Here is a 13,097-nt window from a genome sequence, read left to right as displayed (position 1 = left end):
ACCGTGCCGCCCTGTCACCAGCGGGCATACCCCGCGCCTCAGACACTTCCCCACTTGCAGGAGGGCGCGCCATGGCTGGTTCAGCCGACGCGGATTTCAAGACACGCCTTCAGAACTGGATCCCTAAACTGGTCCTGTCGCCGTCGCTGGCGATGATGCTGGTCTTTGTGTACGGGTTCATCCTGTTCTCGGTGTACCTGTCCTTTACCGACAGCCGCATTCTTCCAAGCTTTGGCTGGGTCGGCTGGGAAAACTACGACAAGCTCTGGCGGCTCAGCCATTGGGAGACCTCGCTGATCAATATGGGGATCTTCGCAGGACTCTATATCGTGATCTGCACCTGTATCGGGCTGGGTCTGGCGATCTTCCTGGATCAGAAAATTCGGGGTGAGGGGCTTTTGCGCCCGATCTACCTGTATCCAATGGCGCTGAGTTTCATTGTCACCGGGACCGCGTGGAAATGGTTCCTCGACCCGGGCATCGGGCTGGAAAACGTCATGCATACATGGGGTTGGACCAGTTTCGAGTTCGACTGGATCAAAAATCGAGACTACGCGATCTACACCGTCGTTCTGGCGGCTGTCTGGCAGACCAGTGGATTTGTCATGGCGATGTTTCTGGCCGGTCTACGCGGCATCGACAACGAAATCCTGCGGGCGGCGCAGATGGACGGGGCCTCGAACTGGAACCTCTATCGCCGGATCATCATTCCGCAACTGCGCCCGGCCTTCCTGTCGGCCTTCGTGATCCTCAGCCACCTTGCGATCAAGACGTTTGACCTTGTGATCGCCCTGACCGGAGGAGGACCGGGTCGGGCCACGGAACTACCGGCGACCTTCATGTATTCCTACACCTTCACCCGGAACCAGATGGGGATCGGTGCGGCCTCGGCCACGATCATGCTGATGACCATAGCAGCGATCATGATCCCTTATCTGTACGCTGAATTGCGGGAGAAACGCTGATGGCGCAGGCAACTCAGGATACCGCAATTCGAACAGGCCGGATCACGCGTGCGCTGATTTATGTCGTGCTGATCCTCTTCTCATTGTTCTACCTGCTGCCGCTCTACGTCATGCTGTCAAACTCGGTGAAACCGTTGGAGGAGATCACTGGCGGCGGCATGATGAATCTGCCGCAGGTCTTCACCTTGGAACCTTGGATCAAAGCATGGTCCTCGGCTCAGATCGGGGTCGAGCCAACAGGGCTGCGACCCTATTTCTGGAACTCGATCAAGATGGTGGTTCCGGCCGTCATCGTCTCGACCGTTCTAGGCGCGCTGAACGGCTATGTGCTGACCAAATGGCGCTTCAAATACGACACGATCCTGTTTGGTCTGATGCTGTTTGCCTGTTTCATTCCGTTCCAGATCGTTCTGATCCCGATGGCCCGGATGCTGGGCCTGATGGGTCTGGCGGGCACCACCTGGGGTTTGGCGCTGGTGCATGTGGTCTACGGGGTTGGCTTCACAACGCTTTACTTCCGGAACTACTATGCCGTTTTCCCGACCGAGCTGATCCGGGCCGCCCAAATCGACGGGGCCGGGTTCTTCCAGATCTTCTGGCGCATCCTTCTGCCCAGTTCGGGGCCGATCGCGGTGGTGTCGATCATCTGGCAATTCACCAACATATGGAATGACTTCCTGTTTGGTGCCTCCTTCGCCGATGCCAACAGCCAGCCGATGACCGTAGCGCTGAACAACCTTGTTCAGTCGTCAACAGGCGTGAAGGAATACAACGTTCATTTCGCAGGTGCCATTCTGGCCGCCATGCCAACTCTGCTCGTCTACATCGTGGCCGGACGTTATTTCGTTCGCGGCCTGATGGCGGGTTCCGTGAAAGGATAAAGCCTTATGGGTTTTCTGGACATAGATAACGCGACCAAATCCTATGGGTCGGTCGAGGTTCTGCACAAGGTCGATATCTCGGTGCAGGAGGGAGAGTTCCTTGTACTCGTCGGCCCGTCGGGCTGTGGCAAATCCACTCTACTAAACATGATCGCGGGGCTGGAAGAGATCACCAGCGGCGAGATCCGCATCCGGGAGAAGGTGATGAATGGGGTGCATCCGTCGAACCGAAACATCGCCATGGTGTTCCAAAGCTATGCGCTCTACCCGAACATGACGGTCGGGCAGAACATCACCTTCGGGCTTGAGATGCACGGAGTGCCCAAACCCGAGCGCGACAAGGCGATGCACGAGGTCGCCACGCTTTTGCAGATCGAGCAGTTGTTGGACCGCAAGCCCGGTCAATTGTCCGGTGGTCAACGTCAACGTGTTGCCATGGGCCGGGCACTGGTACGGGAACCGGATGTGTTCCTGTTTGACGAGCCTCTGTCCAACCTCGACGCCAAGCTGCGCGTCGATATGCGGACCGAGATCAAAAAACTGCACCAGAACCTTGGCACCACCATCGTCTATGTCACCCACGATCAGATCGAGGCGATGACCCTGTCCAGCCGGATCGCAGTGATGAACGGCGGGTATGTGCAGCAACTGGGAACCCCGCAGGAAATCTACGACACCCCGGCCAATATCTTCGTCGCAACCTTCATGGGCTCACCCGCGATGAACGTGATGCCTGCGAAAGTGGCCGTGCTGAACGGTCGTCCTCATGCCGAGGTTGCCACCCATGACGGAACGATGGCGCAACTGCCGTTCAGCCAGGACAATCTGGCCGAATGGGATGGGCGCGACATCTTGCTCGGCATCCGTCCGGAAACCATCACCGATATGGATGGTGCAGACCGGAAATCCACGAACATCGCGCAGATGACCAACCGGATTGTTGTTACCGAACCCGCCGGGTCGGACACCTTTGTCTCGATGCAATTGGGGGGCCGCGATGTGATTGCCCGGATGCGCTCTGACGCTGAGGTTGCGGCGGGACAGGATTTCGACTTTGCCGTCAATATGGAAAAGGCCGTGGCCTTTGACCCGGAAAGCGAGATGCGGATTGTTCCGTGACAAACCCGGATGTCATAATCATCGGATCTGGGATCGGAGGGGCGACGCTAGCCGCAGCACTTGCCCCCACGGGCCGTCGCATTCTGATCCTAGAACGCGGCGACTATCTGCGCCCTTCGCCCGTGGACCGGGACACCAATGCGATCTTTGCGGATGGGCGCTTCCGCCCCGATGAAACATGGCTGGATGGCGAAGGGCAGCCCTTCAATCCGGGGAACTACTACTGCGTCGGTGGCAACTCGAAATTCTACGGTGCTGCGCTGATCCGTTACCGGGCCGAGGATTTTGAACCGCGACAGCACATGGGGGGTCGCTCTCCCGGCTGGCCTCTCCGTTACGACGATCTGGAACCGGACTACACGGCAGCCGAGCAGCTGTACACGGTGCGTGGGACTGCTGATGAGGACCCAACCGAGCCGCCGCATAGCGGCGCTTACCCGCATCCTCCTGTGGCCGATGAGCCTGACATCGCGGATCTGCGCGCGCGCTTGCGTGGGGCGGGCCTGTCGCCTGCATCGGTCCCTTTGGGGGTGGATATCGATCGCTGGCTCTTGGCCGGGCAAACCACGTGGGATGCATTTCCGAACACCTGCGGTGGCAAAATGGATGCCGAAACCTGCGCTCTGGCGGACGCCCTGAAGCACGAGAATGTCGAACTATTGACGAACGCACCTGCCGAAAAACTGCTGAGCGACAATGACGGGCAAATCACAGGCGTTGAGGTCAAGGGGCATGGTACCCTGCACGCGCCGGTGATCGTGTTATCTGCTGGGGCGGTTCAGTCCGCTGCGCTGTTGTTGAAATCCGCCAATGACAATTGCCCCGCCGGATTGGCGAACCGATCCGATCAGGTTGGGCGCAACTTCATGAACCACAATTGCTCGGCGGTTCTGGCTTTGCATCCGCTGCGCCGTAACCGCTCGGTCTATCAGAAGACATTGATGTTCAACGACTATTACAACACTGACGGGCAGGGCGGCGCGCCTTTGGGCAATATTCAAATGCTGGGCAAGATCACTGGTCCGATCCTGGCGTCTCAGACCGGGCTGCCCGGCTCAATAGCTGCGCTGATCGCAAACCGCAGCTTCGATTTCTACGCCATGTCCGAGGACCTGCCCAACCCCGACAGCCGGGTAACGATCGAAGGTGATCAGATCCGGCTGGACTGGAAACGCTCGAACTGGCAGGCGCATGAGGCACTGGTGGCCAAGCTGAAACAGCACCTGCGACGGGCCGGGTTTCCAATTGTCCTGTCCCGGCCCTTCGACCGGCGCACCCCCTCGCACCAATGCGGAACCGCGCGGATGGGGCAGGACCCGGCCAGCAGTGTTGTGGACCCGTTCTGCCGCAGCCATGACCACCGGAACCTGTTCATCGTTGACGCCTCGGTCCTGCCGACCTCGGCTGCCGTCAATCCCGCCCTGACTATCGCGGCGCTGGCCTTGCGCGCCGGTCGTCACATTATTGAAACGGAGTTAGCGGCATGAGCCGAGTCGCTTTGGTCACCGGAGGGCAGCAGGGCATTGGCCTCGGCATCGCACGCGCATTGATCGCCGCCGGGCACAGAGTTGCGCTTGCCTCGGATGTGAACCCAGAAGACCCGGTCGTGCAAAAGGCACTGGCGGATCTGGGCCCGAATGCAATCTACCTGCAGCATGATGTCTCTGACATCAAATACGTGCCCGCACTTCTGGATCAGGTCGAGGCACAGCTAGGCCCGGTCACCGCGCTGATCAACAATGCAGGCGTCGGCGCGCCGGTCCGCGGCGATATGCTGGAACTGACGCCCGAGAACTGGGATTTCGTGCAAAACATCAATCTACGCGGCGCATTCTTTCTGACGCAAGAGGTCGCGCGGCGCATGTTGGCCGACCCGCAGGACAGCTATCGCTCTATCACATTCATTACATCGGTCAGCGCCGAGATGGTGTCCGTTGAGCGGGCCGAATACTGCGTGTCCAAGGCCGCCGCCGCAATGATGGCGCAGCTGTTTGCGGTGCGGATGGCCCCGCATGGGATTGGCGTGTTCGAACTGCGCCCCGGCATCATCGCCACGGAAATGACGGCGGGCGTGCGTGACACATACACCGCCCGGATCGAAGGCGGGCTGGTCCCTGCCGCGCGATGGGGTGAGCCGCAAGATATCGGCACGGTCATCGTTCCCATCGTGGACGGCCAGATGCAATTCGCCACCGGTGCCGCGATCCCCGTGGATGGCGGGCTTTCGATCTCGCGCCTGTAAGGAACTCAGAGGACAAGATGTCTGAAGGATATGATTTCATCGTGATCGGCGGCGGCTCGGCAGGTTCGGTCATTGCGGCGCGCCTCTCCGAGGAACCCGAGGCCAAGGTATTGCTGCTTGAGGCCGGGTCTTCGGACCGGCATCCGTTTTTCCACCTGCCTGCAGGCTTTGCCAAGATGACCAAAGGCATTGGCAGCTGGGGTTGGTCGACGGTGCCGCAGAAGCACATGCAGAACAAGGTGTTCAACTACACACAAGCCAAGGTGATTGGCGGCGGGTCGGCCATAAATGCCCAGATCTACACGCGCGGCGCGGCGCAGGACTATGACGACTGGCGGCAGATGGGGTGCGAGGGCTGGGGCTATGACGATATCCTGCCCTATTTCAAGAAGTCCGAGGATAACGACAGCTACGACAATGAGTTCCACGGCAAAGGCGGCCCGCTGGGCGTGTCGATGCCGGCCGCGCCTTTGCCGATCTGCGATGCCTATATCAAGGCCGCCGGGCAGGTTGGCATCCCCGAAACGCGCGATGTGAATGGCGCAAAACAGGACGGGGCAGGGTACTACCAGCTGACCCAACGCAACGCACGCCGATCCTCGGCCGCGATGGCGTTTCTGGCACCCAACCGGACCCGTCCGAACCTTACCGTGCGTATGGGCGCACAGGTCCACCGGATCACAGTCGAAAAGGGTCGGGCAACCGGTATTGAGATGATGAGTGGCGAAAAGATCACTGCCGCGCGCGAGGTGATATTGTCCTCCGGTGCAATCGGCTCACCCCGCCTGCTGCAACTGTCCGGGATCGGACCGGCGGATAATCTGGAAAGCCTCGGGATCAAGGCAGTCTATGACCAGCCGCAGGTTGGTGAGAACCTGCAGGACCACCTCGATCTCTATTCGATTTGCGAGGTCACCGGCCCGCACACTTACGACCGCTTCGCCAAGCTGCACCTGTCGGCTTGGGCCGGGCTACAATATCTGCTCACCCGCAAGGGGCCGGTGGCGTCCAGCCTGTTTGAAACCGGCGGCTTTTGGTACGCCGACCCCGACGCCCGTTCGCCCGACATTCAGATGCATCTGGGGCTGGGTACGGGGATCGAGGCCGGGGTCGAAGCGATGCCCAATGGCGGCGTCACCCTGAACGCCTGTTTCCTGCGGCCCCGGTCTCGGGGGACGGTGCGGTTGCAAAGTTCCGATCCGACGGCAATGCCTTTGATCGATCCGAACTATCTGGCCGATCCCTATGACCGAGAGATGTCGATCCGGGGTCTGAAACTGGTGCAGAACATCCTCGCGCAGGATGCGTTGAAGCCATATGTTCTGGCGGAACGTCTGCCCGGTCCGACTGTAAAGACCGAGCAGGAGTATTTCGACTTCATCTGCGTGCATTCCAAAACCTCGCACCACTGCGCGGGCACCTGCCGCATGGGCAATGATGCCGAGGCCGTTCTGGACCCGCGCCTGCGCTTCAACGGGATAGAGGGGCTGCGCGTGGCCGATGCCTCGATCATGCCAACAGTTAATTCTTCGAACACCAACGCGCCCACGATCATGATCGGCGAGAAAGCCGCCGACATGATCAAGCAAGATCAAGGATTTACGCAATGATCCGTCATATCGTTCTGACGAAATTCCGCCCGGATGTGACCGAGGAGACGGTCGCCCAAATCTACAGCGGGCTGGCCAAGGTGGCCGAAGCTCTGCCCGGTGCCAAAGGTTTCACCGGGGGCCGCAGCCAAAGCCCTGAACAGATCGAGCGCGGCTATATGCATGGGTTTGTGATCGATTTCGACGATTGGGACGCTTTGGCGACCTATCAGGACAATGAAGATCACAAAGCCTGTGGTGCGCAACTGGTCGCAAACGCCGTGGGTGGGATCGACGGCATTCTGGTTCTGGATCTGGAGGTCTGAGACAATGACTTTGATATTGCCCAACCGCGACGGTCAGTTGGAACCTTATGCTCTGACCGGAACGCCCTTGATCCCCCGCGCGCCGCAGGTGCCGTTGACGCGCACGGCATTTGCCGCCGCACATGTGGTCTCGGACCCGCTGGCCGAGCGAAACCCGTGGGATGGCCGACCGGCGGTAGATTGGGACGCGACCCTGAACTTCCGCCAGGGTCTGTGGGATCAGGGCCTTGGGCTGGCCGAGGCGATGGACACCGCCCAACGCGGCATGGGCGTGGATTGGGAGACGGCGCTGGAACTGATCCAGCGCACGATGGTGGCCGCCAAAACGCACCCCCTGTCGCCACGCGTTGCCTGCGGGGCCGGGACGGATCATGTGCCGATGAGCGCGCTAAACACGGCAGGGGAAATCCTGTCCGCTTATGAACATCAAGCTGAGGCGATCGAGGCCGCCGGTGGTCAATTGATCCTGATGGCCTCACGCGCCTTCCCTTCCATCAACGCAGGACCCGACACCTATCACGATGTCTACCACGCACTGATCGACGGGGCGGCGGAACCGGTGATCCTGCATTGGCTGGGCGATATGTTCGACCCGGCCCTGACCGGCTATTGGGGCAGCACGGATGTGGATCAGGCCAGCGAGTTTGTGCTGTCTCTGATCTCTGAAAACCCCTACAAGGTCGATGGCATCAAAATCTCACTGCTCGATCAGGCGCATGAAGAGGCGTTTCGCAAGCGCCTGCCGGACGGTGTGCGCCTTTATACCGGGGATGATTTCAACTATGCCGATCTGATTGCCGGGGACGAGGACCATTACTCCCACGCCTTGCTGGGCATCTTTGCGGCGATTGCTCCGGCGGCCTCTCAGGCGCTTGAGGCCCTGGCGCAGGACGACATGGATCGTTACCACGCGCTGTTTGCCCCGACCGTGCCGCTCAGCCGCGAGATCTTTCGTGCCCCGACGCGGTTCTACAAGGCCGGGATCGCCTATCTGGCCTGGCTGAACGGGGCGCAGTCCCATTTCATCATGCCCGGCGGGTTCCAATCCAGCCGCGACATCTGTCATTACGCCGAAGTGTTCCGGCTTGCAGATCAGGCAGGTTTGCTCTCGGACCCGGATCGGGCTACAGCGCGGATGACAACATTGCTGAACCTGCATGGGGTAGATCAATAGACTGAATGCGCAGACCGACGATCATAGATGTCGCCAACAAGGCGGGCGTGTCGAAATCCACGGTCAGCCTTGTGTTGCAGGGAAGCGCGCAGGTCAAAGCGGAAACCCGAACGCTGGTTCACGCAGCGATGAAAGAGATCGGTTATGTTTATAACCGATCCGCGGCCAATCTGAGGTCAACCGGGAACGCGTTGATCGGGTTGGTGATCAACGATCTGACCAACCCGTTTTTCACCGAATTCGCCACCTCCCTGCAAATGGCTTTGGGGTCGCGGGGCTATGCGGTGGTGGTCGCAAACACCAATGAAGACCCCAGTATTCAGGACCAGGTGGTCACCGCGATGTTGGAGCACGGTGTTTCAGCCCTGATCCTGTCCCCTGCTTATGGGGATGTCTCAAAAACACTTGAGGCTGTTGAGCGTGCTGGTATCCCGATGATGCAGGTCCTGCGTCAGGTCGAAAACGAGACGGATAAACACCCCTTCATCGCCCCTGACTACCGCGCAGGCGGGCAGGCCGCGGCCCAGCACCTATTGAACGCCGGCGCACGCCGGGTTGCCTTTGTGGGCGGGCTCGAGGGGCGGCAAGTCACTCAGGAACGCTTCTCAGGCTATCTCGAGGTTATACAGGAAAACGGTTTGGACCCGATTGTCATGACGGGCAAAACCAGTCGCGCGTTTGGGCATTCAGCAGCGATTGACCTGTTCAGGGACCACCCCGATTGCGATGCGGCACTGTGTTTCAACGATTTGGTGGCCTTCGGAATGATAAACGCCTGCCACGAGGCCCGCGTTGAGATCGGAAATTCCTTTCAGATCATCGGGTTCGACGATATTCGCGAGGCATCTGAGTGTTGGCCCGCGTTATCCTCGGTTCACTGCGGCGTCGAGGCCTTTGGGCGACAAGTGGCAGATACGATCTTATGTTGGCTGCAAAAGGACGAGATGCCCGAGGCCGAAACCCGAACAGATGTCCGCCTGATACAACGACAAACGACAAAAGCGCTCGGCTGACAGCACTACGAAGGCGTTTGGCCAGAACCCGGCACAGGTTTTGGGATGACATGCCAACGTATATCGGATTGTAATGAATCAACCGGGGCTATGCTGCCTCTGTCATCCACGGATAGGCTGGTTCAAACATGAAGATTGTCTCGCAATTCCCCAATTCTGTTGAAGAAATCTATCACGTCGAGATTCCAATGTCGGATGGCTGCCGACTGGGTGCGCGCATCTGGATGCCCCAAAGCGCTCCGTCACAGCCAGTGCCTGCGATCTTCGAGTTTCAGCCCTATCGCAAGAATGACATCATGGCCGAGCGGGATGTGACGCTTTACCCCTATCTCGCGGGGCACGGCTATGCGGTTGTCCGTGTCGATTTGCGTGGCAGCGGCGATTCCGAAGGCGTACTAACCGATGAATATACCCCTCAGGAGCTGCAAGACGGGTGCGAAGTGATCGCCTGGATCGCTGAACAAGACTGGTGCGACGGCAAGGTCGGGATCACCGGCAAATCGTGGTCCGGGTTCAATGGGTTGCAGATCGCAGCTCTGCAACCGCCTGCGTTGAAGGCCGTCCTGACCCTGTGTTCAACCGATGATCGCTATGCCGATGATATCCACTACTCTGGTGGCTGCGTGCTGGGCGAGCAATTGACGTGGTCCTCGATCATGTTTGGCAAGAACACCATGCCGCCAGACCCGGCAAATGTGGGTGAACGCTGGCGCGAAATGTGGTTGGACCGCCTGCGTGGCTCGGGGCTTTGGCTGAAAACCTGGATGCAGCACCAAACCCGCGATGCGTTCTGGAAACACGGATCGGTATGTGAAGACTTCTCACGCATCAAAATCCCGGTTTTTGCAGTCTCAGGTTGGGCCGACGGCTATTATCCGGCGGTGTTTCGCATGATGGAACATCTGCAAGGACCGCGCAAAGGGCTGATCGGGCCTTGGGCACATCTGATGCCAAATGCTGGCTTGCCCGGTCCTCAGATGGGGTTCCTGCAAGAGGTTCTGCGTTGGTGGGATCATTGGCTGAAAGGGCATGACACCGGCATCATGGATGAGCCAATGCTGCGCCTTTACATGCAGCACAGCGCCGAGCCGAAGGAGGCGATGACCCATCGCGACGGGCATTGGGTGGCGGAAAGCAACTGGCCATCGCCAACCATAGGATCATCTGACTGGTACCCAAGCGCCGAAGGTACCTTGGCGACCGATGCCCCCGGATCGGGAACCGTATCGGTTAACTCACCTGTCATGTCGGGTGGCTATGCTGGGTTCTGGTGCGCCTTTGCCAGCGATGGCGACTTGCCCGGCGATCAGCGGCGTGACGACGCGCTGTCGGCCTGCTTTGACAGCGCACCGCTCTCGGATTCATTCGACATTGTCGGCCAACCGGTGCTGCGACTGGCCTTTTCATCCGACAAGCCCGTTGCACAAATCGCCGTGCGCTTGAACGAAGTTTTACCCAGCGGGTCATCATCTCGCGTGACCTATGCCGTTTTGAACCTGACCCACCGCAATAGCCACGAAACGCCCGAGGTTTTGGTGCCAGGACAGAACTATGAGATCGAGGTTCCATTACGCGCCATCGCCCACCGGTTCTGCGTCGGCAATCGCATCCGTGTTGCGCTTTCCACCAGCTATTTCCCATTGATCTGGCCCACACCCGAAGCCGCGACCCTGACGCTCAATCTGGATCGTTGTTGTTTGACGTTGCCAGACCGGCAACCAAGTCCGCTAGATGAAACGCTTCACGCCTATCCTGGGCCCGTGCAAGCCGCACCGCTTGAAACAGTGACGTTGGCGGAAGGTGCAGGCGGCCGAAGCATCACCCATGATGTGGTCCGCGATATTGTGACCGTCGACACAAAACATGAGACGGGCCGCTACAGGATCGTGCAAAATGGCCTTGAGATCGAGGTGCAAGGCCGCGAAGTCTTTAGCGCTTCCGCCCAAAACCCGGCAGGCGCAGAAGGCAAGACGCGTTGGGTCTACCAGATGTCACGCGGCGATTGGTCGATCCGAACCGAGACCGAAGTTTGCATGATTGCTTCGCCGCAAAACTGGCAGATCACCGCAACCTTGCGCGCTTTTGAAGGCACCGAATCTGTCCATGAACAACATTGGTCTGAGGAGCTGCCGCGCAATCTGAACTGAACTGATGGCAGCAGGTCAGAGTAGACCGCGCTCCTCCAGCACTTTCCGGGCAACGCGGAAGCACTCCAGCGATTGCGGCACGCCGCAATAGATGCCAATCACGTGGATGATGGCCTGAATTTCTTCTTTGGTGACACCATTGTTCAAAGCGCCTTTGCAGTGAATTTCCCACTCATGCATCTTTCCCAGCGCGCCGATCATGGACAGGTTCATCATCGACCGGGTCTTGGCATCAATCGTGTCATCACCCCAGCCAAAACCCCAGCACCAGGCGGTCATCGCCTCTTGAAACGGGCGGGTAAAGTTATCGGCGGCGGCCAGGTTCTTTTCGACATAATCTGCCCCCAGTGTCGCCTTGCGCTGCTCTAACCCTTTTTCGAACAGATCTTCATCCATCATTTCTCTCCTGTTTCAATGCTTTGATGATGGCGCGACCCTATGCCCGCAACCAGATCACAATTCCAGATTTTCACATAGATCAATCGACTGCGTCGCGCATCCATTGCTGTAGCCGAGCGATTGAATGCTCGCTCATCACCCCGCCATCAGGGTCCAGAACCAGAGGCCCGGGAACATATCCTTTGGATTTCAGGCCGCGATACACGGATTCGACCAGGCGGATATCTTCGGCCACGGTTGTCTCGCGATCCTGAACCGCCAGCCCGCGGATCACATCGCTTTCATGCCCGCCGGTCGTGTACCAGCCGCGCCAGACCGTACAGGTATCAACGGATTCAGCGCGCCAGTGATAGGTGTTCAATACATTGCCTGGATAACACTGGAACGAGAACATCGGCCACAGGAACCAAGACTGGTAGTCGCTCGCATGTGGCACTGACATGTCGATGGGATAAGTCATCTTTTCGAGGCTCTGACACTCGGTCGTGTGGCGCAAAACATAGCCACCGCCCATATCGGGCTGAATATCGTAGGTTTCGGGTTTCACTACGCCTTCCGCAAATGTCGGGTGGTTGGTCGGGCAATGGTAGCATTCCGAATAATTCTCGACCGAGACTTTCCAATTGCAATGCTCCGGGATTTCAACCCATTCCAACGGTGCCAACTCATCAATCTGGGGAACAAACGCGGCAATCTCTTCCCGCACACCGGGATACCAGTGGTCCATTGGCGCGGCATCCTTGTCCAAATTTACAAAGATAAAGCCCAGAAAAATTTCAGTCCGAACCTCGGTCAGGCAGATTTTCTCACGATCAAATCCGGGAACCTTTTTGATGTTCGGCCCCGCGCGCAATCCGCCGGTTAGCTCATAGGTCCATTGGTGATAGGGGCACACGACCACGCGAGTGTTGCCTGTACCAGTTACCATCTCATGCGCGCGATGCTGACAGACGTTGTAGAACGTGCGGATCACCTCATCCCGGCCACGAATGGCAAACAGGTTCTGACCGGCGATCTGAAAGGCAAAATAGTCGCCCACATTTGGAATATCTGCCGCATGCCCTGCAAATTGCCAGGTACGAGACAACAGCCCGTTCATCTCATTCTGGAAGACGGCTGGATCGGTGTAATAGCTGGCCTCCAGCGAATGGGTGAGCGGTTTACTCATTCTCTGACCTCGTAACAAAGCCTTAGCGATAGGCGGCAAGTTTGGTCTCAAAAACCCATGCCGCAATCATTTGT

12 protein-coding genes are annotated in these 13,097 nt (G+C 58.7%); 10 read left to right on the top strand and 2 right to left on the bottom strand.

The genetic code is table 11. The features are described from left to right. Positions 1-71 precede the first annotated feature (71 nt). From ACR0KG_RS10235 to ACR0KG_RS10190, 10 genes are all read left to right on the top strand, one after another. Positions 72-965, top strand: coding sequence for a carbohydrate ABC transporter permease (locus ACR0KG_RS10235; protein ID WP_480499057.1), 894 nt, complete (start codon positions 72-74; stop codon positions 963-965). Then, the gene (locus tag ACR0KG_RS10230) at positions 965-1,846 is read left to right on the top strand and encodes a carbohydrate ABC transporter permease (RefSeq protein WP_480827194.1); all 882 of its coding nucleotides are present in this window, start codon (positions 965-967) and stop codon (positions 1,844-1,846) included. Before ACR0KG_RS10235 ends, ACR0KG_RS10230 begins: the two co-directional genes overlap by 1 nt. 6 nt (positions 1,847-1,852) lie before the next feature. Beyond that, positions 1,853-2,965, top strand: a complete 1,113-nt coding sequence (locus ACR0KG_RS10225; RefSeq protein ID WP_480827193.1) for an ABC transporter ATP-binding protein — start codon at positions 1,853-1,855, stop codon at positions 2,963-2,965. Further along, the gene (locus ACR0KG_RS10220) at positions 2,962-4,452 is read left to right on the top strand and encodes a GMC oxidoreductase (protein WP_480549536.1); all 1,491 of its coding nucleotides are present in this window, start codon (positions 2,962-2,964) and stop codon (positions 4,450-4,452) included. The genes ACR0KG_RS10225 and ACR0KG_RS10220 overlap by 4 nt, the downstream gene beginning before the upstream one ends. Then, a complete protein-coding gene (locus ACR0KG_RS10215; protein WP_480549534.1) occupies positions 4,449-5,207 on the top strand; it encodes a 3-ketoacyl-ACP reductase in 759 nt (252 codons plus the stop codon). The genes ACR0KG_RS10220 and ACR0KG_RS10215 overlap by 4 nt, the downstream gene beginning before the upstream one ends. Positions 5,208-5,224: 17 nt before the next feature. Next, the gene (locus tag ACR0KG_RS10210) at positions 5,225-6,817 is read left to right on the top strand and encodes a GMC family oxidoreductase (protein ID WP_480827192.1); all 1,593 of its coding nucleotides are present in this window, start codon (positions 5,225-5,227) and stop codon (positions 6,815-6,817) included. Beyond that, on the top strand, positions 6,814-7,122 hold the full coding sequence (locus ACR0KG_RS10205; RefSeq protein ID WP_480827191.1) for a Dabb family protein: 309 nt from the start codon (positions 6,814-6,816) through the stop codon (positions 7,120-7,122). Before ACR0KG_RS10210 ends, ACR0KG_RS10205 begins: the two co-directional genes overlap by 4 nt. A 4-nt stretch (positions 7,123-7,126) precedes the next feature. Further along, positions 7,127-8,296: a dihydrodipicolinate synthase family protein gene (locus tag ACR0KG_RS10200; protein ID WP_480827190.1), complete on the top strand. Its 1,170-nt coding sequence runs from the start codon at positions 7,127-7,129 to the stop codon at positions 8,294-8,296. A gap of 5 nt (positions 8,297-8,301) precedes the next feature. Next, complete coding sequence (locus ACR0KG_RS10195) at positions 8,302-9,309, top strand: LacI family DNA-binding transcriptional regulator (protein ID WP_480827189.1); 1,008 nt, start codon at positions 8,302-8,304, stop codon at positions 9,307-9,309. Between the two features lie 128 nt (positions 9,310-9,437). After that, positions 9,438-11,456, top strand: coding sequence for a CocE/NonD family hydrolase (locus ACR0KG_RS10190; RefSeq protein WP_480827188.1), 2,019 nt, complete (start codon positions 9,438-9,440; stop codon positions 11,454-11,456). 15 nt (positions 11,457-11,471) lie between these two features. On the opposite strand, the gene ACR0KG_RS10185 is transcribed toward ACR0KG_RS10190, so the two are convergent. Both ACR0KG_RS10185 and ACR0KG_RS10180 read right to left on the bottom strand, forming a co-directional pair. Then, positions 11,472-11,855 (bottom strand): carboxymuconolactone decarboxylase family protein, encoded by a 384-nt coding sequence (locus ACR0KG_RS10185; protein WP_480827187.1) that lies wholly within the window; start codon positions 11,853-11,855, stop codon positions 11,472-11,474. 79 nt (positions 11,856-11,934) lie between these two features. Continuing rightward, positions 11,935-13,023, bottom strand: a complete 1,089-nt coding sequence (locus ACR0KG_RS10180) for an aromatic ring-hydroxylating oxygenase subunit alpha (RefSeq protein WP_480827186.1) — start codon at positions 13,021-13,023, stop codon at positions 11,935-11,937. Positions 13,024-13,097 lie beyond the last annotated feature (74 nt).

This window comes from Ruegeria sp. H4 (assembly GCF_056533065.1).
This window is presented reverse-complemented; position numbering and strand designations above follow the sequence as displayed.